General features: G+C 72.3%; 23 protein-coding genes and 2 pseudogenes. 10 read left to right on the forward strand and 15 right to left on the reverse strand.

The features are described 5' to 3' along the window. Positions 1-66: 66 nt before the first annotated feature. On the forward strand, positions 67-756 hold the full coding sequence (locus ACGFNI_RS18140; protein WP_393684873.1) for a TetR/AcrR family transcriptional regulator: 690 nt from the start codon (positions 67-69) through the stop codon (positions 754-756). A gap of 236 nt (positions 757-992) precedes the next feature. Then, on the forward strand, positions 993-1,892 hold the full coding sequence (locus ACGFNI_RS18145) for a serine hydrolase (protein ID WP_393684874.1): 900 nt from the start codon (positions 993-995) through the stop codon (positions 1,890-1,892). A 26-nt stretch (positions 1,893-1,918) separates the two neighbouring features. On the opposite strand, the gene ACGFNI_RS18150 is transcribed toward ACGFNI_RS18145, so the two are convergent. Beyond that, positions 1,919-2,791, reverse strand: a complete 873-nt coding sequence (locus ACGFNI_RS18150; RefSeq protein ID WP_393684875.1) for an NAD(P)H-binding protein — start codon at positions 2,789-2,791, stop codon at positions 1,919-1,921. 254 nt (positions 2,792-3,045) lie between these two features. Between ACGFNI_RS18150 and ACGFNI_RS18155 the strand changes: the two genes are divergently transcribed. Beyond that, complete coding sequence (locus ACGFNI_RS18155; RefSeq protein WP_393685231.1) at positions 3,046-3,519, forward strand: hypothetical protein; 474 nt, start codon at positions 3,046-3,048, stop codon at positions 3,517-3,519. Between the two features lie 48 nt (positions 3,520-3,567). Here ACGFNI_RS18155 and ACGFNI_RS18160 read toward each other — a convergent pair whose 3' ends face one another. The 4 genes and pseudogenes from ACGFNI_RS18160 to ACGFNI_RS18175 all read right to left on the reverse strand — a co-directional run. Beyond that, positions 3,568-4,683, reverse strand: coding sequence for a methyltransferase domain-containing protein (locus ACGFNI_RS18160; protein ID WP_393684877.1), 1,116 nt, complete (start codon positions 4,681-4,683; stop codon positions 3,568-3,570). A 258-nt stretch (positions 4,684-4,941) separates the two neighbouring features. Further along, positions 4,942-5,490: a hypothetical protein gene (locus ACGFNI_RS18165; RefSeq protein ID WP_393684879.1), complete on the reverse strand. Its 549-nt coding sequence runs from the start codon at positions 5,488-5,490 to the stop codon at positions 4,942-4,944. Beyond that, positions 5,450-6,004 (reverse strand): cysteine hydrolase family protein, encoded by a 555-nt coding sequence (locus ACGFNI_RS18170; RefSeq protein WP_393685232.1) that lies wholly within the window; start codon positions 6,002-6,004, stop codon positions 5,450-5,452. Before ACGFNI_RS18170 ends, ACGFNI_RS18165 begins: the two co-directional genes overlap by 41 nt. A 123-nt stretch (positions 6,005-6,127) precedes the next feature. Next, a pseudogene (locus ACGFNI_RS18175) lies at positions 6,128-7,531 on the reverse strand (MFS transporter); the annotation flags it as partial. 274 nt (positions 7,532-7,805) lie between these two features. Here ACGFNI_RS18175 and ACGFNI_RS18180 point away from each other — a divergent pair. Further along, complete coding sequence (locus ACGFNI_RS18180) at positions 7,806-8,648, forward strand: GNAT family N-acetyltransferase (protein ID WP_393684881.1); 843 nt, start codon at positions 7,806-7,808, stop codon at positions 8,646-8,648. A gap of 14 nt (positions 8,649-8,662) precedes the next feature. Beyond that, positions 8,663-9,952, forward strand: coding sequence for an acetyl-CoA carboxylase biotin carboxylase subunit family protein (locus tag ACGFNI_RS18185; protein WP_393684882.1), 1,290 nt, complete (start codon positions 8,663-8,665; stop codon positions 9,950-9,952). A 117-nt stretch (positions 9,953-10,069) separates the two neighbouring features. Here ACGFNI_RS18185 and ACGFNI_RS18190 read toward each other — a convergent pair whose 3' ends face one another. After that, positions 10,070-10,951: a helix-turn-helix domain-containing protein gene (locus ACGFNI_RS18190; protein WP_393684884.1), complete on the reverse strand. Its 882-nt coding sequence runs from the start codon at positions 10,949-10,951 to the stop codon at positions 10,070-10,072. Positions 10,952-11,127: 176 nt separating this feature from the next. Between ACGFNI_RS18190 and ACGFNI_RS18195 the strand changes: the two genes are divergently transcribed. After that, positions 11,128-12,009, forward strand: coding sequence for an NAD(P)H-binding protein (locus ACGFNI_RS18195; RefSeq protein ID WP_393684886.1), 882 nt, complete (start codon positions 11,128-11,130; stop codon positions 12,007-12,009). A gap of 39 nt (positions 12,010-12,048) precedes the next feature. On the opposite strand, the gene ACGFNI_RS18200 is transcribed toward ACGFNI_RS18195, so the two are convergent. From ACGFNI_RS18200 to ACGFNI_RS18215, 4 genes are all read right to left on the reverse strand, one after another. After that, positions 12,049-12,486 (reverse strand): MarR family winged helix-turn-helix transcriptional regulator, encoded by a 438-nt coding sequence (locus tag ACGFNI_RS18200; RefSeq protein WP_393684887.1) that lies wholly within the window; start codon positions 12,484-12,486, stop codon positions 12,049-12,051. A gap of 108 nt (positions 12,487-12,594) precedes the next feature. After that, entirely contained in the window at positions 12,595-13,434 is an 840-nt protein-coding gene (locus ACGFNI_RS18205; RefSeq protein ID WP_393684888.1) for an alpha/beta fold hydrolase, read from the reverse strand. Further along, positions 13,431-13,862, reverse strand: a complete 432-nt coding sequence (locus ACGFNI_RS18210) for a helix-turn-helix domain-containing protein (RefSeq protein WP_393684890.1) — start codon at positions 13,860-13,862, stop codon at positions 13,431-13,433. The genes ACGFNI_RS18205 and ACGFNI_RS18210 overlap by 4 nt, the downstream gene beginning before the upstream one ends. Before the next feature lie 131 nt (positions 13,863-13,993). Then, complete coding sequence (locus ACGFNI_RS18215; RefSeq protein WP_393684892.1) at positions 13,994-14,479, reverse strand: LysR substrate-binding domain-containing protein; 486 nt, start codon at positions 14,477-14,479, stop codon at positions 13,994-13,996. Between the two features lie 297 nt (positions 14,480-14,776). Here ACGFNI_RS18215 and ACGFNI_RS18220 point away from each other — a divergent pair, with 297 nt between their 5' ends. From ACGFNI_RS18220 to ACGFNI_RS18230, 3 genes are all read left to right on the forward strand, one after another. Beyond that, a complete protein-coding gene (locus tag ACGFNI_RS18220) occupies positions 14,777-15,196 on the forward strand; it encodes a PPOX class F420-dependent oxidoreductase (RefSeq protein WP_393684893.1) in 420 nt (139 codons plus the stop codon). A 150-nt stretch (positions 15,197-15,346) separates the two neighbouring features. Then, positions 15,347-16,060, forward strand: a complete 714-nt coding sequence (locus ACGFNI_RS18225; RefSeq protein ID WP_393684895.1) for an aspartate/glutamate racemase family protein — start codon at positions 15,347-15,349, stop codon at positions 16,058-16,060. 85 nt (positions 16,061-16,145) lie between these two features. Beyond that, entirely contained in the window at positions 16,146-16,586 is a 441-nt protein-coding gene (locus tag ACGFNI_RS18230) for a hypothetical protein (protein ID WP_393684896.1), read from the forward strand. A 41-nt stretch (positions 16,587-16,627) separates the two neighbouring features. Here ACGFNI_RS18230 and ACGFNI_RS18235 read toward each other — a convergent pair. Continuing rightward, positions 16,628-17,333 (reverse strand): annotated as a pseudogene (locus tag ACGFNI_RS18235) (alpha/beta fold hydrolase). A gap of 165 nt (positions 17,334-17,498) precedes the next feature. Between ACGFNI_RS18235 and ACGFNI_RS18240 the strand changes: the two are divergent. Beyond that, the gene (locus tag ACGFNI_RS18240; RefSeq protein ID WP_393684897.1) at positions 17,499-18,644 is read left to right on the forward strand and encodes a PP2C family protein-serine/threonine phosphatase; all 1,146 of its coding nucleotides are present in this window, start codon (positions 17,499-17,501) and stop codon (positions 18,642-18,644) included. Positions 18,645-18,781: 137 nt separating this feature from the next. Here ACGFNI_RS18240 and ACGFNI_RS18245 read toward each other — a convergent pair whose 3' ends face one another. From ACGFNI_RS18245 to ACGFNI_RS18260, 4 genes are all read right to left on the reverse strand, one after another. Beyond that, on the reverse strand, positions 18,782-19,390 hold the full coding sequence (locus tag ACGFNI_RS18245) for a hypothetical protein (protein WP_393684898.1): 609 nt from the start codon (positions 19,388-19,390) through the stop codon (positions 18,782-18,784). Between the two features lie 86 nt (positions 19,391-19,476). Further along, entirely contained in the window at positions 19,477-20,043 is a 567-nt protein-coding gene (locus tag ACGFNI_RS18250; protein ID WP_393684899.1) for a CchlQ, read from the reverse strand. A gap of 139 nt (positions 20,044-20,182) precedes the next feature. Beyond that, the gene (locus tag ACGFNI_RS18255) at positions 20,183-20,944 is read right to left on the reverse strand and encodes an IclR family transcriptional regulator (RefSeq protein WP_393684901.1); all 762 of its coding nucleotides are present in this window, start codon (positions 20,942-20,944) and stop codon (positions 20,183-20,185) included. Positions 20,945-20,999: 55 nt separating this feature from the next. Next, entirely contained in the window at positions 21,000-22,373 is a 1,374-nt protein-coding gene (locus tag ACGFNI_RS18260) for an MFS transporter (protein ID WP_393684902.1), read from the reverse strand. Positions 22,374-22,541 lie beyond the last annotated feature (168 nt).

A 22,541-nucleotide genomic window follows, 5' to 3' on the forward strand; every position in this document is an offset into this window, starting at 1 on the left:
GGTCCTGGCGGTGACGGGGGCACCCACCGGTTTGCTTGCTGGTTACGCGCTCAATAGCATCCCGGTATGCCGTCATCCGCCCCCCGCAAGCGCATCCGGAAGTCGCCGGCCGACCGCCGTGCGGAAATCGTCGACGCGGCAGCATCGGTCGCGCTGACCGAGGGTCTTGAGTGCGTCACCCTGCGGCGGATCGGCGAACGGCTCACCGTGCGGCCGGGGTTGATCAGCCACTACTTCCCCGCGGTCGATGATCTCGTGGCCGAGGCGTTCGGCAGCGCCGCGAGCGCCGAACTCGACACCCTCCTCCCCGCCGATCGGCCCGATGGCACGCCGACGGGTCACCTCGCCCGGCTCCTGGCGCATGCGACGGGAGAGGCGTACGACGACATCAGCCGCCTCTGGATCAACGCCCGGCACCTCAGCCGCTACCGGCCCGCCCTGCGGGATGGGGTCGGCGAGCAGGAGGCCGCGTGGCGCGGTCGGCTGGCCGGCCTACTCCGCGAAGGCGCCGAACGGGGCGAGTTCCGCACGGGCGACCCGTATGTGACGGCCATTCAGATCCTGGTGGTGCTCGACGGGCTCGGCGCCCACGCCAACACCGAAACCGGCAACCGCCCGCCCGCGGTGACCGGCATGGCCGTCACCACCGCGGAACGCGAACTCGGCCTGCCCGCCGGAACCCTCACCCGCCCCGGCGACAGCTCCGACCGCCCCCGTGGCGACGATCAAGACGGCGCGCCTACCCGGCCCGCCTAACCCGATGCCGAAGATCTCCACACTTGTCCCGGTTTGGCGAACATCACACGCCGACAAATAGGACAAAGCGCATCAATTCTCCCCATCTCCTCAAAGCACTCACACCGACCGCCCGTATGGTCGCCATGTACCACGGAGGACATCCACCCCGGCCCGCACCGCCGGCCGGGCGCCCGCCGGTCCCATCGGACCCGCAGCGCAGCCTCCGACACCCAGCGGACAGGACACACGCCTTCATGCACCGATCACGCACAGCGCGCTGCGCACGGCGCGGACTGGCCGCCTTCCTGGCCGCCGGGACACTGCTCACCGGGCTCGCCACCGCCACCCCGGCGCTCGCCGACACCTCGACCGCCACCGTGCGCGACACGCGGGTCGTGTGCACCTCCCGCACACCGGGTCTTGCGCCCGAGCTGTCGCGGGACATCGCCCGTGCCCTCGCGCCCCGGCACGGCCGTTCCGCGCTCGCCCTGTACGACCGGCGCACCAGGACCCACTGCGAGTTCAAGTCCGGTACGCACTTCGACTCCGCGAGCGTGGTGAAGGTCACGGTGCTCAGCGCCTTGCTGCGGCAGGCCGATGAGGCACACCGCAAGCTGACGCCGACCGAGGTGCGGCAGACCACGGCCATGATCACCAAGTCGGACAACGACTCGACCTCCGCCCTGTGGCGCCGGATCGGCCCCGCCGGCATCAAGCGCTTCCTGGCCCTGGCGCACCTGCGGCACACCGTTCCGGGTCCTGGCACGTCATGGGGCCTCACCCAGACCACGGCCGGAGACCAGCTCACCTTGATGCGGCTCCTGGACACGGACAACCCGGTGCTCAGCCCGGCCGCACGCCACTACGCACTCGGCCTGATGCGGCACGTCGTCCCCGATCAGCGGTGGGGAGTGCCCACCGGCTCGCCCGCCACGACAACGACGCAGGTCAAGAACGGCTGGCTGCCGCGCGCGACCGAGGGGTGGCGGGTGCACAGCGTCGGCTCCTTCACCGGACACGGCCGCGACTACAGCATGGCCGTCCTCTCGTCAGGCAACCGCACCATGGCCGACGGCATCGCCACCATCGAAGGCGCTTCCCGCGTCATCCACCGCGACCTGAGCGCTACGGCCTCCCCGGCGGCCCGGCGGTAAGGGCACGGGCCGACGGCGGGCCCGCGTCAGGTACCCGACAGGGCCGGCACGAGCAGGTCGGCCGCGAAGTCGTCGACCGAGCGGGGCGGGCGGCCGAGCACCCGCTGGACGCCGTCACCGAGACCGGCCACGCCTTCGCTGCGGTAGTTCGCATACAGCCCGTACAGGCCGTCGGCGACACCGGGCGTGACGCCTTGCGCCAGCAGTGCGTCCCGCCAGGCGGCGTCGAGCGGGACGTCGACGTACCGCACCGGCCTGCCCAGGGCGGCGGCGAAACGACCGGCGAGCGCCGGCAGGGTCAGCGCCTGCGGCCCGCTGATCTCGATGTCCCCGCCGACGGGACGCTCCGCCAGAAGTTCGGCGACCGCGACCTCCGCGATGTCCCGCACGTCCACATACCCCCGGGCGCCGGGCCCCGCCGGGTCGGCCAGCGTGCCCCCGCCGATCGAGGCCGCGGCCGGGAGGAAATTCTGAAGGAAGCGGTCGGGCCGCAGCACGGTCAGTTCCGGGACGCTCACGCTGTGCAGCCGCTCGGCGATGAGGTCGTGGGCGCCGGTGACAGCATCCGGGACGATCCCGTCGCCGGTGAACGCGCGGGCGCCGAGCTTGACGATCCGGCGTACCCCGGCCTCGACCGCGGCGGTCGCGAGGTTCGTCTCGGCGGCGACCTGATCGTCGGCGAAGGGATGCGCGAGGTAGAGCCGGTCCACGCCGACGACCGCACGCCGGACGTCCGCCGCGTCCGTGACGTCCCCCCGGAAGACCTCGCCACGGACCCCGTCGAGCGCCTTGGCACCGGCATCGGAGCGCACCAGGTAGCGCACGTCGCCCCGCTCGCGCAGTGCCTCGGTCAGATGGCGCCCCACCCCGCCGTTCGGCGTGGTGATCAAGATGGTCATCGACATCCCTCCGTCCGCGCCGGCCCTGATCCCCACCCGGCCGGTCGTGATCACATTCCTCTCCGCCCCAACGGCGCCCGGACGCCGGCACATTCCCCGCCGGGGGTGTCGTGCGCGTGCCGCCGGTGGCACACGGGTCAGGCGCGGACCGTGGACGTGCTAGGTATGGGCATGTCGTCAGGAAGAGCGGACCGTTTGCCGCGCCGGTCGCGTCGGCCGGGCGTACGAGGAGGTATGTGGTGTCCCCGCAGGAGATGTCCCGGATTCTGGCCGTCATCGGTGAGTGCGTCGCCGCGGCCCACGAGGGGCAGAGCGGGGCGTTGTGGCGGCTCGCGGAGCGGGACAGGCAGCTTGACGCGAACCTGGTCCGGCTGCCCGGGAGCGGGTCGGTGGCCGCCCATGTCGAGCCCGCCTTGGACGTGTTGCTGATCGTGGTCGAGGGCGCCGGGCGGCTCGGTGACGGGGTGACCCACCAGGCGCTTGAGCCGGGGGCCGTGGTGTGGCTGCCGAGGTCGGCGCGACGGGAGCTGTCCGCGGGCCCGGACGGCCTGACGTATCTGACCGTCCACCGACGCCGTCCCGGTCTGAGCATCGGCCGCCGGAGCGCCGGAGCGGCACCCGCATCCGCCGCGCGGGACTGCCCGTCGTGCGGGCGCCCGAGCCGGGAAGCGGAGGCGCGCTTCTGCTGCTGGTGCGGTGCGGAACTGCCGACCGCCACGGGGACGTGACCGGCCGGCCGGGGGCGCACCCGGCGGTACGGGCCGCCGGGCGGACCCTCAGGCGATGACGTTCTCCGGCGTATCCAGCCAGACCTGCTCTCCCGCGCGGGTGACGCTGATCCCGGCGCGGTCCCTTTCGGGCCGGCCGCGCCCCTCCCACCTGCGGTAGGAGCGTTCCGCCTCGTCCCAGAGGTTCCGCGGCCCGTACTGGCCGATCACGAACTCGCCGGCCCCTGGCTCATAGTCGGCGCAGGCCCAGGACCGCCGGTCGTCGCCGAGGATCCAGAGCGTCGATTCGCCGCTGTCGTCGTCCGCCTCGGCGAGCAGGTACCAGGCGTCCGGCAGGTCGAGTCCGACGAAGAACAGTGCCTCCGCGTCGCCCGCGATGCTCAGCGGCGACAGGGGACTCCGGGTCTCCCGCTCCTCGCCGCGGTGGTGCAGGAAGTCGCTGAGGTAGCCGCGGGCGGGGCGTCCGGTACGGGTGCCCATGAAGGCGGGGTAGCCGTGGAACCGGCCGTGGGCCCGGCCGTCAGCGGTCTCCAGCACAGCGAAGCTGTGCGAGAAGAAGCTGCCGCCCCAGGGCGCGACGATCCGGCCGTCAGGGACCTGCTCCACCCACGCGTAGGGAATCGGGGAGGTGTAGGTCGCGATCAGCCGGTCGTAGGGGGCGCCGTCGGACAGGCCCTGCTCCCCGCGCCCGCAGACGATCCGCGGACTCAGCCCGGCGGCACGGCAGTTGGCCCTGGCCACGGCGACCAGCGCGGGATCCACGTCGACGGACGTCACGGCGTCCGAGCCGAGACGGTGGGCGAGCCAGGCGGCGTTCCAGCCGGTGCCGGTGCCCAGTTCCAGGACGCGGTGGCCGCGCTCGGCATGCAGCAGGCCCAGCATCTCCAGCATGATCGTGGGCATCGAACTGGACGAGGTCGGCAGCCGGAACGCGCCCTGGGGGGACTGCTGCCCGTCATTGACCTGAGTGATCACCGGCACGTCGTCGTAGACCGCGGCCAGCCACTCCTGTGGGCGCTCGCCGCGCGCGACCGTACGGCCCCGCACCTCGACGGTGTCCGGCAGGAACAGCTCGCGCGGCACGCTCCCCACGGTGTCCGCCCAGCCGGGCGGGATCGAGCCCTTGTCCCCGAGGGTCTTCAACAACCGTGCCGGTGAACTCACGTGCTTACTTCTTCGGCGGGTCGGGGACCGGCTTACGCCACTGCCCGTCCCCCTCGCGAGGGGACTGCTGTTTGTCCCCGTCGGATCCGCCCTTGCCGTCTCCGTGCTTGCCCATGGGCTGCTTCCTTCCCCCGGAAATCAACAAGGGAAAGTCTGACGGACGCGCGGCACGGGCGAAAGCCCGCATCGCGCCACCTCCACGAAGGAGTGACACGTGGGCCGCCCCCGGTGTGCGGTCCTGGCACCGGGCACCCCGCTCTACGGCTCGGGGAGGAAGCCGCGACAGCTCAAGTCCGCGTGCGCCCAGGCCACTCGGGTGTCGATGAGCGCGGGGCTGAGCATCGGCGGCTGCGCGTGGAACTTCTGCAACTCCAGGGTGAGACACAGGAGTTCGGCGAGGTCTTCGGCCCGTGCGGCGCGTACGCGGGTGGCCCGTGCGGTGACGGGTGGTGGATCCGGGGGCCTGATGCCCTTGATCTGGTCGATGCCGAAGCCGAGTTCGGTCAGGCAGTCGATGACGTCGCGGTGGCCGGCCGCGACGAGGACGGTGTGCTCGAATCTGCCCGCGGCGGCGAGACGGCCGGACAGGGCGGTGTACAGGGCGCGGTAGATCTCCCGCCGTCCGGTGGGTGTCGCGGCGTGCTGGTGGATGCGGATCCGCGCGCGCTGGTCCCCCGGTGGCCCGGTCAGGGTGGCCGCCAGGTAGCGAGCGCGCCGTCCCGCCGGCGGTCCCTGTGTGCCGTACCACCACCGGAAGGGCGGGGGGTCACCCGAGGGTCGTGGACCACTCGTCGATGGTGACGACATCCGCCTGGCGGGGGAACACCTTGGCGGTGAGGAGCTGGTGGACCTCGGGGTCGGGGTCGTAGCAGGCGTCGGCCAGGACGGTGAGCCGGTAGTCGAGGTCGGCGGCCTGGCGCAGGGTGGACAGGACGACGCCGCTGGTGGCGATGCCGGTCAGGACGAGGTGGCCGATACCGCGGGAGCGGAGGACGAGTTCCAGGTCGCTGCCGCTGAACGCGCTGACGCGCTTCTTGGTGACCACGGTCTCATCGGGCCTGGGTGCGAGGTCGGGGTGGATGGCGGCGCCGGGATCGTCCGCGGTGAAGGCGCCGGACGGCAGGGCGCCGAAGGACTTGTTGCGGGGGTGGGCCTCGGGGTGGCCCGAGCGGAATCCGATGACGACGTGCAGGACCTGGACGCCGGCTTCGCGGGCGGCGGCGACGGCTCGGGCGAGCCGCGGCAGACAGCCGGGGTCGTCGACGCGGCTCACCATGGCGTTCTGGACGTCCATCACGAGCAGGGCGGTGTCGTTCGTCATGTGGCGTGGCCTTTCGGGTGTTCGTTGGTGCGGTTGGCGACTTGCCTCAGGGGCCGACCCATCGGGTGCGCCCTGGGGGCGGGCTGTCGGTGGCAGGGGATCCCGGGCCGCCGGATTGCCGGTTCCGGTCCTGGCCAGTGAGCGGTCAGCGACGGTGATCGCGAGGAACAGGACGCTGCAGGCGAGCATGAACCAGGCCAGGTGGTGCAGGCCGTTCGTGTCGGCGCGGGCGGAGAGGAAGACGCCGTTGGCGCTGGAGGCGACCATCGCTCCGAGGTAGAAGAAGGTGCGCAGCAGCCCCGCGGATGAAGCCATTCGTTCCGGGTCGGCCTGGTGGTAGACGGCGTTCTGGAGGGCGAGGCTGTTCAGGCCCTGCGGAATGCCGAAGACGAGCGCCACGGCGAGCAGCAGCCAGACCGCGGTGCCGGTCCTGAACAGCAGCAGCATGCCGCAGGCGGCGATCTGGGCGAAGGCACCGGCGATGAGCTTGCCGCGGATCTCCGTGCGGCGGCCGGTGGTGGTCGAGACGAGGATTCCGGTGAGGAACAGGGGCAGTTGCGCGAGTCCCGCCTGCGACGCGGTCAGCGCGCGGCCTTCCTCCAGCCACTGCGTGTAGCCGTAGAGGAAGGCGTAGGACACGACGTAGGCGAGGAGGGTACGGGCGTAGGTGGTCAGCAGGGGGCGGTTGCCGCCGAGTACCCGCAGGTCGATGAACGGCTCCGCCGCCCGCAGCTCGCGCAGGGCGAATCCGGCTGCCGCCGTGGCCGTGACGGCCAGGAGGTACCAGCGGGCGGCCGGCAGGGACATCAGGAACAGCAGCAGGGAGACGAGCAGCGCGGCGAAGAGCGCCATGCCCGCCAGGTCGAGACCGGCCGCCGGGCGCCTGCCCGTGCCGCGCGGGGGTGTCTTCGGCAGACGCCGCACGCCCAGCAGCAGACCGGCCGCCGCCAGCGGGATGTTGACGGCCAGGGTGGTGCGCCAGCCGCCGATGCCGATGAGCAGTCCGCCCAGGGTGGGGCCGATGACGGCGATGGTCTGACCGGCCACCGCGAGCAGGGTCAGGAGCCCTGCCGGGCTGTCGTGTCCGGTGCGCCTGGCCTCGCTGCGGATGAGGAACATCGCGGCCGGGTACCCGGCGCACGTCCCGAATCCGAGGAGCACCCGTGCGGCGATCAGGGCCCACAGGTTCGGGGCCAGCGCGCCGGCCAGGCCCGCGATGCCCGCCAGGGACGTTCCGATGAGGAAGAGGCGGCGGGGGCCGTAGAGGTCGATGAGCCGCCCGATGACGGGCTGGCCGATCGCGGTGGCCAGGTAGAGCGCGGAGACCAGCCAGGCGGTCTGCGACGGCGGTGCCCCGAAGGCGGCCCCGATGGGCACCAACGACACCGAGATGATCGAGGAGTTGACCGGGTTCAGCACCGAACCCAGGACCATCGGAGCGAGCAGCCTGCGGTCGAAGGCGCCCCGGGCTGCGGCCCCGGAACCGGGGCGGAGCGCGCGGACGAGCCTGATGGCTCTGGGCGTCATGGGTGCATGAGCCTTCCGGCGGTGCCGCCAACCGTCTCCTTCATGGCCCCACCATAAATAGACAACCCAGGTTGCACAACTTAATCTGTGAAAGTTGACTTGAACAATTGTCACGATGATCTTCAGGGCAACCGGAAGGGCGCGAAGGGGCAGCATCTCCAAGATCGTTTGAAGTGCACCGCCGGTGGATGTGATGCTGAAACCGGGGCGAATTCTGCCGAGTTGAACAGCAGCCCGGCAGTTCCCGCAGGTATGACGGATTCAGGAGCGGAACGTGGAGCACGGCCTGATGGACGAGAGGCGGGAGCGGGACGGCGCCGGGGAGGCGACCGGCTCCCAGGATCCGGCGGGCCGCACGGCACTGCGGTGCGCGGACGGACCGGCCGTCGTCAGCTTCCGTGCCGGGGAGTGGCGGGGGCACCCCCGGGCCACCTCGGTCCGGGTCGAGGCGGGCACACCCGTACAGGCCGCCGCCCTGCTGCTGCGGGAGTTACCCGGCTGGCTGGTGGTCACCGATGACAGCGTGGCCACGGGGCTGATCGATGCGGGGGCCACGGTCCAGCGGCGGGCCCACCGTTACGGCTGGGACCTGTCCCTGAACCCTCCCGACCCGGCCTGGCTGCGTCCCGGCATCGCCGCCCCGCTCGTCCTGCGGCCCGCCGCGGAAACACCGGTGGACAGCCTGCGCGAACTGTGGCTCGCCGCCTACGCGCACGGCCACCCCGACCGGACGCGCTACGCGCAGGCGGAGGACGGCCTCGCGGTCCTCGCGAGCCTGTGGCGGGGCGAACTGCTGGGCCCGGTAATGCCGTTCAGTGCCGTGGCCGCGGACGAGCAAGGGCCTGCCGCCGCGCTGACCGTCCACGCGCTGGAATCGCCGTGGATCACCCAGATCTTCCGGGATCCGGCGCCGCGCGGCCGGGGTCTCGGCTCGGCCCTGATCCGGTACGCGCTCGCCGCGGCGGCCGGGAACGGGCTGCGCAGCCTGGGCGCGTCGGTCACCGCGGGCAACGTCAGGTCCGGCCGGATGTTCACCCGCATCGGCTTCCGTCACCTCGGTGACAGCGTCGACCTGACGCTCCCCGGCGCCCCCGACCACCCCGCGTACACCACCTGATTGTTGAGAGCACCATGTCTTCCCCCACACTCCTGATCACCGACGGCCCCGGCGGCCCCACCCCTTCCTGGTACCTGCCCCGGCTCTGCCCCCACTACGACGTCCACATGCTCTGGCACCACGGCCCCGACCCCGCCGTGAACGCGCAGCGCGAGCGCGTCTTCGACGCGTGGTGCACGCACACCGTCGTCCCCGAAGGCGCCGAACTCACCGACTTCACCGTGGAGTACGCCAAGCAGCACGCGGCGGACGGCATCGTCGCGTTCAGCGAGATACCGGTCGTCGCGGCGCACACCGCCGCCGCGGTACTGAGCCTGCCGGGCAATCCGCCCGAGTCGCTGCCCGCCCTGCGCAACAAGCTCCAGCAGCGGTCCAGGCTCCAGGCGGCCGGTGTGCCCGTCCCCCGGTTCGCGGAGGTGCGCACGGCGGATGAGTTCCGGCAGGCCCGGGGTACGGTCGGCCTCCCCGCGGTGCTCAAACCGGTGGTCGGCGCCGGCAGCATGGCCACCCACGCGGTCGACGCGGAGGACGAAGCGGACGCGATCTGGGCGCGGGCCTGCGAGGCGTACCTCAACGACCCGCGCGGCGGCACCCGCCCCGCCTTCATCCTGGAGCAGCGCCTGATCGGCTCGTCGTGGTACCCGGACACCCGGTACGGCGACCACATCAGCGTCGAATCCCTCGTGCGCCGCGGGGAGATCAGCCATCTCGCGGTGACCGACAAATTCCCGCTGTCGCCGCCCTTCCGTGAGAACGGCGGCATGCTCCCCTCGGTCCTGCCGCCCGACCGCATCCGGGAGATCGAGGCGCGCACCACGGCGGCCATCAGGGCGCTGGGGCTCACCAACTCCGCGGTCCACACCGAGTTCAAGCTCACCGCCGCGGGACCGATGGTGATAGAGGTGAACTGCCGGATCGGCGGTGGCGCGACCGAAATGCTGCACCACAGCGCCGGATACGACTTCGTCCTGGCCACCGCTGCGGTGGCGACCGGCGGCCCGCTGCCCGCCGCCCCCGAGCCGCACCGCTACGCGGGCCGCTTGATACCGCAGCCGCCCGACCACGCCGTCGTCCTCACGCATGTGCCCTCAGCCCCCGAGGTGCTGGCCGTCTCCGGCGCCCAGGAAGTCGTTCTGCCGCATCAGGCCGGCGCCCGCCTGTCGCCGGAGAGGGGCAGCACCAACTACCTGGCCGCCGCCATCGCCGTGGCCGACCGCCCGGAGCACCTGCTCGACTGCTTCGACCGGCTGACTGCCCCCGGCCTGTTCGCGTTCACCCCGTCCGAGGGACGGACCACCGGCTGACCACGCGGCCGGGAGGCGAACGGGGGCCGTCGACGGGTGCGACGGCCCCCGTCCACGTCGCGTGGCCGCCGACGGCAACGGAGAACGACGCCTGCCGGCCGGAACGCACGGCCGCCCTCACCCGCGGGACTCCCCCAGCCGCTCCACTGCGGGACCGTCGCCGGTATCGCCGTCACGCACGCGGTCACCGGCGAGCGTGCGCAGCAGGGCCAGGGCGTCGGCGGCGGGGCTGCCCGGCTCCGCGGAGTAGACGAAGAGCTGCTGGCCCGGTGCGCTGGTGATGGTGAACGCCTCGTAGTGCAGCCGCAGTTCGCCGACGTCCTGGTGCCACAGGCGCTTGTCCTCGCTGGTCCGGGGCCGCACCTCGTACCGGGACCACAGCGACACGAAGGCCGGGCTGTGCAGCGACACGTCCCCGACGACCTCCGCGACGCGCCGGTCACCGGGAAACGGCGCGGACAGGGCACGGAGCGTGCTGACCGCGCCGCGCGCCGCCCGCTCCCAGTCACGGAAGAACCGTCGGGCGAACGGGTCGAGAAAGGTCATCCGCAGCAGATTGTCGAAGCGCGCGAACCCGCCGTAGAGCTGCTCCGCGACCGGGTTGGCGGCGAGGACGTCAAGCGCGGGGCTGAGGACGCAGGCCGGCACGTCCAGGAAGTGGTCCAGCAGGAGCAGCAGTTCCGCGCTGACGGTCGGCTCGGAGGTGACCGCGGCTCCGGACGGCGCCGGACTGGCCAGCCGGAAGAGGTGCTGGGCTGCGGCTGCGTCCAGGCGCAGGGCCCGTGCGACGGCGTCCAGTACCTGGTGCGAAGGATGCCGTTCCCTGCCCTGTTCGAGCCGGGTGTAGTAGTCGGTGCTGACCCCCGCCAGCAGCGCGACCTCCTCGCGCCGCAGCCCCTTCACCCGGCGGACGGTGTACGACCGCAGCCCCACGTCCTCGGGTGAGAGCAGGTCCCGGCGTGCCCGCAGAAAGTCGCCCAGCGCGTTCTCCCTCGTCATGGCTCCACGTTAACCAACCGGCCGCCGCGGCAGCCTGGGTGTACTGCACCCCGGCTGACGGGCCGGTTCAGGCCCCCGCCGTCGTTACGTTGGCTGAGCCGGGCGGCCGAAGCGCCACCGGCATCGTTCAGCGGGGCCCGGCAGCAAGCGCGGGCCCATGTCGCAAGGAGGCATTCATGTCCGAGCAGACGCACGCACCGGTGGCGGTCACCGGCGTCACCGGGGCCCTCGGCAGCCGCATCGCCGCCCGGCTCGCCCGGCGCGGCGTTCCCCAACTCCTCATCGGCCGCCGCCCCGAGCGGATGCCCGAACTGCCCGGGGCCGAGCGGCGCGGACCGGCCGCCTACGCCGACGCCCCGGCCATGCGCACGGCGCTCGCAGGCGCGTCGACGCTCGTCCTGGTCTCGGGCCACCCGACGGGACGGCGGCTGGAGGAGCACGCCAGTGCCGTCGACGCCGCGCTCGCGATCGGTGTGACCCGCGTCCTGTACGTGTCGCTGCTGGGCGCCGCGCCGGACGCCACCTACCGCAACGCCCGCGACCACTGGCTGACCGAGCAGTTCCTCGCCGGCTCCGGCGTCCGCCACACCGTCTTCCGGGCCGGCTTCTACGCGGCGACCCCGGCGGCACTCGCCGACGAGGAACTCGTCGTGCGCGGCCCCGGCGGCGACGGGCGGGCCGCCTTCGTCACCCACGACGACCTGGCCGCCGTCATCGAGACCGTCGCCCTCGACGACGGACCCGACTCCCCTTACGACGGTGACGTCCTGGAGGTCACCGGGCCACAGGCGCTGACCCTCCACGAGGTCACGGCCCGCATCGCCACGGCGACCGGCCGGCCCTACCGCTATCAGCCCGAGACCTTGGAGGAGGCGTTCGCCCGGCGGTGGCGGCAGGGTACGAGCGGCGAGCAGATCGAAAGCTGGATCTCGTGGTACCGGGCCATCGCCAACGGCGAGCTTTCGGCGGTCACCGATACCGTGCCCCGGCTGACCGGCTCCCCCGCCACCGACGCCTCGGCCGCCGGCTGGTGGCCCGCGCCCAACACGGCGTGGTGAGGCCGCCGTTCCGGCAACGGGCCTACAGGTCTTGCGGCGTCAGAGGCTCTCGCCCAGCCGCTCGATCAGCGGCGCCGCCGCCCGCAGCGTCTCCAGTTCGGCGGCCGTGAACCGTTCGTTCAGGACCTCCGCCAGCTGCCGGGCCCGAGCGTCGCGCTTGTGCCGCAGAATCTCACGACCGGCATCGGTCACGGACATGATGACCCGTCGGCCGTCATGGGGATCGGGGCGACGCTCGACGAAGCCCCGCTCCTCCAGGGCGCCCAGGGTGGTCCCCATGGCCTGCGATGTGATCTGCTCGGCCCTCGCCAGCTCGGCGGCGGTGTTCGGGCCGCCCCGGTCCAGCCGTGCCAGCGCCGAACGCTCGGGCAGCGAGAGTTCGCCGGGCGCCTGGAGGTGCCGGAGCCGCCGCGCGAGCAGGCCGATGCCTCCGTAGAGCCCTGCGGCCAGGTCAGCGGTGTCGGGGGTCTGCGCCATGGTTCCGAGCCTAGGTCGGCCCCTCAAGGCAGTCAATCTGGGTTGATGACCTCGGCTGCGCACCTTGACGGGGCACGGTAGGACGGCGCCGGGCACCCCGGGTCCGGGTCAGCCTCGGAGGAACGCGAGGACGGATTCCGTCTGGCCGAACAGCGCGTGCCCCGCATCGGGCAGGACGTTGACGCGCGCGTCCGGGACGCACGCGCGCACCCGCCGGGCGGTGGCCGCGGAGTCGAACATGGCGTCGCGTCCGCCGACGGTGACCTGCACGGGCAGGGAAAGCCCGCGCAATGCGTCGTCGGGGAACACGGGCAGCCGCTCGGTGCGCGGACTGAAGTGCTTGAAGGTCAGCACGACATGGTCGAGGACCGGCCGGGCCTCCGACGCCTTCAGTCCCACCACGGCACTTACCGACCGGCGCGCCCCCCAGCGTCCGAACGGGCGCATGAGCAGCATCTTGACCAGCACGCTCATCTTCTGCCGCCCCAGTCCACCGGGGCACAGGAGCGCCAGCCGCGTCACCCGCTCCGGCCTGCGGATGGTGTAGTCCAGCGCCACCCAGCCGCCGAGGGAGACCGCGACGATCGGGGCGCTCGCGATTCCCAGCCCGTCCAGCACCTCGTCCAGCCAGCGCGCGTGGCCGTCGGATGCCAGCGGCGGGCGGGCGGGCGCGCTCCCGCCCGGCTCGCCGATGAGGTCGACGGCGTAGGTGCGGAAGTGCCGCGACCAGGAGGCGACATCGTCCTGCCAGGCGGTGGCGTTGGCTCCCGAGCCGTGCAGCAGGAGGAGGGGCGGCGCGTCCTGCGGGCCGGAGGCGACGACGAAGGTCTCGCCCTCGCGGGTCGGCACCCGGATGTGCTCGGCGGGGACCGGCCAGGCGTCCAGCGCCTCCCGGTACCGCCGCTGCAGCTCACCGGCACCGGCCTCGGACTTGTAGATCGTGTTCATGAGGCGAGCACACCTTCCATGTATGCGAAGAGCCGGGCGGTGTCACCGAGGCCACCGAGAACGATGACCTTCATCCGGGCTCTGTCCTTGTCGTAGACCGTCTCGATTCGCAGCGGCGCGTCCCCCGGGCCCCGGTGGGCGGCCGAACCCATCAGGAGGGTGGTCAGACGGTGGGCCATCTCGGCATCGACCGCATCGATCTCCACGATGCTCGACACCTCGGTGTGCCGCTGACCCCCGGCATCCCCGTCGGAGCCCGATGGCACCGGGCGGCCGGTGAACGCCTCCAGGTCCTCGTGCGCGACGCGGTACTGCTTGCCGATGCGGACGGCGGGGAGCCGCCCGTCCCGCACGTAGTTGCGGATGGTGCGGACATGCAGGCCGAGCTGTTCCGCGACTTGTTCCAGGGAAAAGAAACGATCACTCACGAACGTACTCTATTTTCCTTCACCAGAGGATGCAATAGGGAAGCTTACGGAAGGATGAGTGCAGTTGAGTGTGGTGAGGGAACGGGCTGCTGCTCTTCCTTCCCGGCTCTCCGTCGGACGGCAGCGGCGCGTCAGGAGAGCTGCGGACCGCCTGGCAGCGCGTCGGCGGCGGCGAGCGCGGTCAGCACCGAGAAGTCACTGCTGCGCGCCCGGATGCGGGGCACGAACCCGGCCGCCCCACAGGCACGTTGAATCATCTCGTAACAGGACGCGACGGGGGCGGGGACCAGCCACGGGGCGCTCGCGCAGGCCGCCAGGCCGACGGGTTCGCCGGCTGCCAGGCCGAGTCGGGACGCCCGGTCGGGATGCAGGGCGAGCAGCACCGGGGCGTCCAGCAGCTTCGCTTCCTCGCAGCCCGGAGGGAAGTCGCGGGGCAGCACGGTGTAGCCGTGCACGGGAGCGAGGTCGATCTCCCGCTTCCGCAGCCCGACGAGCGCGATCTCGGGCCCCTGCTCGACCAGTTGGAGCGTCATCCCCGGCCGCCGGTCGGCAGCCTCGCCGCCGGGGTCCGCCCCCGGCTCGCGCTCGCCCCTGCCCTCCTCACCCGCGCTTGTCATCTCCTTCCCGTGGCCGGCGGGGATGCCCCGCCCCGTCGAACTGGCCGTCGGCCTGGTCACCGTCCTGGTCACCGTCCTCCTCAACCGCCGTACCGACCGACGGGGTTGAGGCACGGCGCCGCCCGGAAGGTGAGGGCGCGTCCCGCGAGGACCGCTGCCGGGCGCGTGCCGCGTCACGCCCGCGTCCATCCGTGTCTGCGCTGGCCCAATGGGGTCGGGGCGGCACGCGGCGGGCCCGGCGCCGGGTATAGACGGCCTGACGCATTCCGGACAGCAACCCGAACAGGAGCTCATCAGATGTCGAAACCCCCGCTTCCCGACGCGGCCGTCGCGATGCTGACACAGGCGAATCCGGCCGTCATCACGACGCTGCGTTCGGACGGCCAGCCGGTGTCCACGGCCACCTGGTACCTCTGGGACCACGGCCGGGTGCTGGTCAACATGGATGAGGGGCGCAGACGGCTCCAGCACATCCGCCGCGATCCCCGGGTCACGCTGACCGCGCTCGACGAGGACAACTGGTACACCCACCTCAGCCTCGTCGGCCGGGTCGCCGACCTGTACGAGGACAGTGACCTCACCGACATCGACCGGCTGGCCCACCACTACCTGGGCAAGCAGTATCCGCAGCGGGACCGTGGGCGGGTCAGCGCCTGGATCGAGATCGACCGCTGGCACGGGTGGGGCACGCTGAAGGACAGCGGCCAGGCCGGCTGACGCGGGGCGGGGCGGGCCCCGGCCACCGGGCGGCGCCGACGGTTGCGGGCCTCGCAGCCCCCGGGCCCCGTGGGACGGCGGGCGGCCCGCGTGCCGTCCCGAGGCGCGGGGCCACGTACCGGCGCCTGACGGGCGTGCGAGAGTGGGGCGATGCAGACCATCGGGTTGATCGGCGGCATGAGCTGGGAGTCCACGGCCGCGTACTACCGGCTGCTGAACGAGCTGACGCGGGAGCGGCTCGGCGGGCTGCACTCCGCGCCGTGCGTGCTCTACTCCGTGGATTTCGCACGGATCGAACGGCTCCAGACGGCCGGGCGCTGGGACGAGGCCGGGGAGCTGCTGGCCGAGGCGGCGGTCGCGGTGCAGGCCGCCGGTGCGGACATGGTGCTGCTCTGCACGAACACCATGCACAAGGTCGCCGACCGGGTGGCGGCTGCCGTACGGATCCCGCTCGTGCACCTCGCCGACACCACCGCGGCGGCCGTACGGGCGCAGGGCCTGCGGCGCGTCGGACTGCTTGGCACCGCGTTCACCATGGAGCAGGACTTCTACCGCGACCGTCTCGCCTCCCACGGGATCCAGGTGCTCGTACCGGACGCCAAGGGGCGGCGGCGCGTACACGAGGTGATCTACGACGAGTTGTGCCTCGGTGTCGTACGCGAGGAGTCCAGGCGCGACTACCAGGCCGTCATCGCGGATCTCGTCACGGCGGGTGCCGAGGCGGTCGTGCTCGGCTGCACGGAGATCGAGTTGCTGATCGGTGCCGACGACAGTCCGGTTCCGGTCTTCCCCACCACCTTCCTGCACGCCGAGGCGGCGGTCACGCGCGCCCTTGAGGCCGCCGGGAAGCCGGATCCGCGCTGAGCGCGTGCCCCCAACTGCCGTGTGTGACACGGTCGGTGGGGAATATCGTGGGGGTCCTTCACCGGTCGGAACGGAAAGACCAGCCGTGCGCACTGTGCGTGAGGCCGTGTACGAGGTCGTGGCCGCGGTGGCGCCGCACGAGGTACCGCTGCTGGACGGGCTGGCCGCGATCGACGACGCGCGTCTGGCACGGCTGTTCGCCGACCGCGGGGGCCGGAAGGAACCGCTCGGCTTCGGGTTCGCCGACGTCGCCGGGCTGGTCACGCCGGTGGTGTGGTCGGCGGTCGACGAGGCGGCCAGGCACGCGGCACGCGAGGCCGTCGACAAGGCGGCACCCCGGGTCGACCAGCGGGTGCTGGGCGCAGGGACGACGATGCGGTTCGTCCTGCTGCTGGTGGTCCTGCCGGTGGCCTGTCACCTTCGAGACGGAGCACGCCCCGATGAAGCAGCCGCGCCCCGGCGGCCACGACCGCCCCGGCATCGCCCCCATGAAGCCGTGAGCCGCGGCGGACGGCCGCCCTGGTGACCGCCCGCGTCGGCCGCCTTTCCCTGCCCCGGTGCACCACATCAACTGCCCTTCCCTGCCGCGTCGATGAGGATCTGTGCCAGCTCGCGGGGGGCGGGAGAACATGGGCCAGTGGCCGGTGTCCAGCGTGACCAGCCGCCAGTCCTCGCCGACCAGCAGCGCGGCCACTCCGTCGCCCGGTTCTGCGCCGTCGGGCAGGCAGGCCAGGTAGGTCGCCGGGAGGCCGCCGAACGCGCCGGACAACGCGGCCGGTTCGGTCAGGGTCGCACCCGGGTGCGGTGTGGAGCCCGCGACGATCCGTGCGATCTGCGCATCGCTGAGGTCCTGTCCCGCGTAGTCGGCCGCGGTCAGCGGCGGCCAGAAACCGCCGTGCGCGGCGATCGAAGCCTCCACCTTCGCCCGGCCGGCCGGCCAGGCGGACACGAAGGACTCGCCGTCGGCCGGAACGCTGGAGTCGACGAAGACCACGCGGGTCAGCCGGTCGCCGATCCGCTCGGCGGCCTGACCGACCGGTATTCCCGCATAGCTGTGACCGGCCAGCACGACGTCGTACAGATCGCGGCGTTCGATCTCATCGACGATGTCCTGGACGTGGGTCTGCTGCCCGGCCGGGACGTCCCGCTTGTCAGCGAGGCCGGACAGCGTCAGAGGGTGAGCGTCATGGCCGGCCGCACGCAGCTCGGGCACCACCTCGTCCCACGCCCACGAGCCGAGCCATGCGCCTGCGACCAGTACGAAATTCGTCATGCCCGCAACGTAGCGGAGGGGTCTGACAATCCGGCCCGGCCGCCGGAACGACAGGGGCGGCGCTGCTGAAGCGCCTGTGCCCGGAGCCGTGCCGGGGGGCCAGGCGCCTGACGGCTCCGGGCGGTCGGCGTGCGGCGCATGTGTGACACCGGCAGGGTGAGAAGGGTGAATGGGGAAACGGTCAGGCGGTGGGCGGTCTGGGCGCCGGCAGCTGTGATCCTGCTGGCGGTGATCCTGGACCTCGCGACACCCACGCCGGTGACGACCGCGCCGCTGCTGGCCGTGGCGCCTGTGCTGTCGGCCCCGCTGCTGAGCCGCCCCATGATCGTCGTCGTCGGCCTGGTCGCGATGGGGGTGCACGCGCTCCTCGCCTACCTCGACGGCACGTTCGGCTGGCAGCGCGGCATCTCCAACCAGCTCACCCTGGTGGCGGTGACACTGCTGGCGATCGCACTGAACCGCTCCCTCCGCTACGAGCACACCACCGCCCAGCACGCCCGGCGGGCCGCCGCGACCGCCGTGCAGGCCGTGCTGCCGACTCCCCCGAGCCGGCTCGGCACGCTGCGCATCGCCGCCCGCTACGTGCCCGCCGAGAGCGGCGCCCTGATCGGCGGCGACCTGTACGCGGTGCAGGACACGCCGTACGGGGTGCGGGCCATGGTCGGCGACGTGCGCGGCAAGGGGCTCAGCGCCATCAGCGCGGTCGGCATCGACGTGGGCGCGTTCCGCTTCGCCGCAGATCAGGCGCCCGATCTGGTCGGGCTGGTCGACATGCTGGAGGAGGCACTCCAGCGTGAGGGGCAGCGTCGGCAGGGGCTGGAGCAGTCCGAGGGGTTCACGACCGCTCTCATCGCGGAATTCGCGGCCGATCTGAGCTGCGTCCGCCTGGTCAACCGAGGCCATCCGCCTCCGCTGCTCCTCACCTCACACGGCGACGTGACCGTCCTGGAGCCGTCGGACGAGGCGCCCCCTTTGGGCATCACCTCGCTGGGCACGTGGGCCACGACGGTGGACACCTTCGCCTTTCCGCCCGGTGCGACGCTGCTGTGCCACACCGACGGGATCACCGAGGCCCGCAATCCGGCGGGCGTCTTCTACCGGCCCGAGTCGCGCATTCCCCACCTGCTGGAACTGCGGCTGAAGGCTGCTCGCGGCGCGCAGCCCGTCGACCCCGGTACCGTCCTCGATCTGCTGATCCACGACGTCAGCCGGCACAGCGGCGGCCGTGCCCAGGACGACCAGGCGCTCCTCACCCTCCACCGCCCGCTCACCGAGGCCCCGCGGCCTCCCGGCGGGCACCACACCCCGTAGCCGCCCCCCGGCCTGCCGTCGACGACGCACACGCGCGGGAAGGGGCAGTTGCCGGTTCGGTGCAGGCGATGCCAGGCACCCGCCCGGGGTGGCACGGCGGTCCGCCCCGTTCCCGGCCGGAAACCGGAAGTGCGGTTTCAGGAATTCCGGCCCGGAGCGGGGCGCCAGGAAGTCAGCCCGCCCGTGGGGGTGCGGGCGCGCCAGGCGAGGTACTCGGGGTAGGTGCGTACGGCGTGCTCCAGGACCGCTTGGTAGACCCACACACCCGGTAGCGGATCTCCCTGCTCGGCGGCGCCCTCCTTGACGGCGAGGATCGCGTCGCGGGTCTCGTCGGTCAGGGCGTCGCGCAGGGGTTCTACGAGGTCTGTGGCGCGGGGTCCGGGGTGGGCGTGAGGGAGCCACCACATGTCGATCTGCCACGTGCGGTCGGTGTGGTCCTCGTAGTCGAGGCGCCAGTAGAGGCCCTTGTCGTCCAGGTCCAGGGCGTTGGTGAACCGGAGCCTGCGCACGCCGGGAAGCTCGGCGCACGGGGTGAGCGCCGCGAATCCCTGGGCCACGGAGGGGGCTTCGGAGTAGATCTCCAGGTCGATGTCGGGCTCGACGACCAGGTCGAGCGCCACTGATCCGACGAGTACCGGGGCGCCGAGCGGGCGCCACCGCTCCAGCAGTCCCAGCGTCCCGAGAATCGTGAGGGCGTCCGTACGGCGGTGTCGGGCGCGCTCCCGGCGCGCGGCTGAACTGTCCATCCGTAGAGGGTAGGAGGGGCCATGCGGGACGGCCCGCATCCGTGACCGGTGCCGGGCTTCGCCGTGCCCGTCAGGGTCTCAACGGGTCAGTCGGTTCCGGTGGGTTGGGGTTCGGCGGTGGGTGCGGCCCGGCACGTCAGGCAGCGGTCCGTGCCGTCCCAGCCTTCCCAGCCGAACACCGCGGGTGAGAAGGGCCGGTTCTCCAGTTCGTTGCGGACGGCGACGCGGTAGCGCCAGACGGCGCCGATGTAGTGGTGGTAGACGTCGTGGAAGGCGGATGAGGCGGGTGTGGCGCCGGTGGCGACGGTGCGTTGGAGGTCTCGGAGCCGCTCGAACATGGCCTGCCCGGCGCCGGCGACCGCCGCGGAGGCGTCGATGTACAGCCGTTCGCGTACGTCGTAGAGCGTGGCGTCGGCCAGTGCGGCGCGGGTGGCCGCCTCCAGGTCGGGCTCGGCGCCGGGGTCCTGGGCGATCTGGCGCAGGCGCGCGTGGCAGACCCCGGCGGCCGAGATGAACTCGATGTACACGGCGCGCCGTCGCGTCCCCACACCGCGGTCGTCCTCGCGCCGGTGGCGCAGGTAGTCGGCCAGCACGGTCCCGGTGATGGCGATGGAGCCGCCACTGACCGTCGCGACGAGTGTCCCCCAGTCCACGCTTCCTTCTCCCCCTGTGCGGGTGGTGATCCCGCTGTGCCCGTGGTGATCCGAGTGGCCGAATCTACGGAATCCACGGGCCCGTTGGGAAGCGGAAGCAGAAGCGGAAGCGGAGACCGTGGCCGGGTGCCCGGGGCGGTCAGTGGTCCATGTGGGCGGCGATCTCCTCCGCGCAGGCGCGCAGGGCCGGTACGTGGGAGCGCAGTTCGTCGGCTTCGGTGAGGGCGACGGCGGCGCCCAGGGAGACGGCCAGGCGGGGGGCGTATCCGGCGGGTGCGGGCACCGGCACGGCGATGGAGCGGACGCCGACCTCGCTCTCCTCGTCGACTTCCGCCCAGCCCTGGCCCGTTACCCGGTCGAGTTCTGCGCGCAGCCCGTCCGGGTCGGTCAGGGTGCGGTCGGTGACCTGCCGCAGCCCGGCCGTGAGGAGTTCCTCGCGTTCGCGCGGCGGCAGCGCGGCCACCAGTGCCTTGCCGAGCGAGGTGGCGTGCCAGGCGTTGCGGGTGCCCTCGGCGCTGCGGAGCTGGAGGTGCTGGGTGCCCTGTGCGGTCAGGACGAGGAGGACGTCGCGGTCGTAGAGGATGCCGGCGATGGCGGGCAGGCCGGTGCGGGCGGCGAGGTGGCGCATGGGGGCGGCTGCCGCGGAGTAGCCGGCCGGTGAGCGGTGGAATCCGCGGGACAGTTCGAGTACCCGTACGCCGAGGGCGTAGCGCCTGGTGTCCTCGTCGTAGGAGACGAAGCGTTCGGCGGCGAGGCGTTGGAGGATGCGGTGGGCGCTGCTGACGGGGAGTGCGGCGGCGCGGGCCGCGGCGCTGACGCCGAGGCCCGATGGGTGGTCGGCCAGCACGGTCAGCAGCCGCAGGCCCCGGCTGAGCAGGTCGTCGCCGGACGTCGTGGTCACGCTGCTCGTCTCCTGTGTGGTGCGTGGGTGCGCCGGGACGGTTCGCCGGCGCATTTCAGGTGCGGGTCGCAGCGGTCGGCTGCCTGGTCACGGTACCCGGGACGGGCGGGGTGCGGGGCTCGCGGACGGCGAGCATGAGCGCTGCGGAGAGCAGGGCGCCGGCCGCCATGAGGGCGAAGGCGCCGCCGTCTCCCAGGGGCGTGCCGCGTATCCAGCCCACCAGGTAGGTGCCGGCGAAGGAGCCGAGCGCTCCGAGGGAGTTGACCAGGGCGACGGCCGCGCCGGATACGCCGGGCGGGGCGAGCGCGGAGACCAGAGCGAAGTAGGGGCCGTAGGGCGCGTAGAGGCACAGTCCGGCCACGACGAGCAGGGCGAGTGCCACGGGGAAGTTCGATCCGGCGGCGTAGGACCCGAACAGGGCGAGTCCGCCCGCGGCCAGCCACGGCCACACGGCGATGCGGCGGCGTCCGCTGCGGTCGGACAGGCGGGAGTTGACGAGCATGGCGAGGACCGCGAAGGCGTAGGGCACGGCGGTGAGCAGTCCGGTGGCGCCGATGCCTTCGCCGGACCCCTTCTTGACGATGGAGGGCAGCCAGAAGATGAAGCCGTACATGCCGAACGACCAGAAGAAGTACTGCACCGCCATCAGGAGCACCGGGCGTGAGCGCAGCACCTTGCGGTACTCCTGGCTCAGGGTGCCCGAGGGGGCGGGGGCGGCGTTGCGGTCCTCCTGGAGGGCGGCCAGTTCACCGGCGGAGACCCAAGAGGCGTCCTCGGGGCGGTCCTTGAGGAGCCGCAGGCACAGCAGGCCCCAGATGACCGAGGGGATGCCTTCGACGATGAACATCACGCGCCAGTTGGAGACGGACACCAGCCATCCCGACAGCGCCGAGAGCCACATCACGGTGACCGGGTTGCCGAGGATGAGCAGGGTGTTGGCGCGTCCGCGCTCGCGGTCGGTGAACCACCGGCCCAGGAGCATCACCATCGACGGCAGCACCGCGCCCTCGACGACGCCGAGCGCGAAGCGTACGGCGATCAGCTGTCCCGGGCTGCTCAGCAGTCCCTGCACCACGGCGAGCAGCCCCCAGGTCACGGTCGACCAGGCGATGAGGCGGCGGGCGCTGCGCTGCTCGGCGTAGATGGTGCCGGGGATCTGGAAGAAGAAGTAGCCGAGGAAGAAGGACGCGGCGATCAGCGAGTCGAGGCCCGCCGAGAGGTGCAGTTCGCCGGTCATGCCGCCGGCCGATGCGATCGCGTAGTTGGACTTGTCCAGGTAGGCGAGCGAGTAGGTGAGGAAGGCGACCGGTATCAGGTGCCGGGCCCGGCTGGAGCTCCAGAAGCCGCCGGTGGGCGGTGGGGCGCCGGCGGGTTGCCGCGCTCCTGTGGACGTCGGGGAACCGCTGGTCCGCCGGGAAGATGACGGCATTGTCATCCCTGACCCCCTGTTTTCCGTGAGGTGGAAAGTGTTTCACTGGGCGGGAAAAACTTACGAGGGCATGGCGGCCGGGTCAATGGCCGGACTCCCTCAACCACTGAACAGCCCACCCTGAGCGACCGAATCCGTGAAGAAGTCGCGAACGCCCCGAACAAGGGG

The organism is Streptomyces sp. NPDC048644 (assembly GCF_043199105.1).
Lineage (GTDB): Bacteria > Actinomycetota > Actinomycetes > Streptomycetales > Streptomycetaceae > Streptomyces.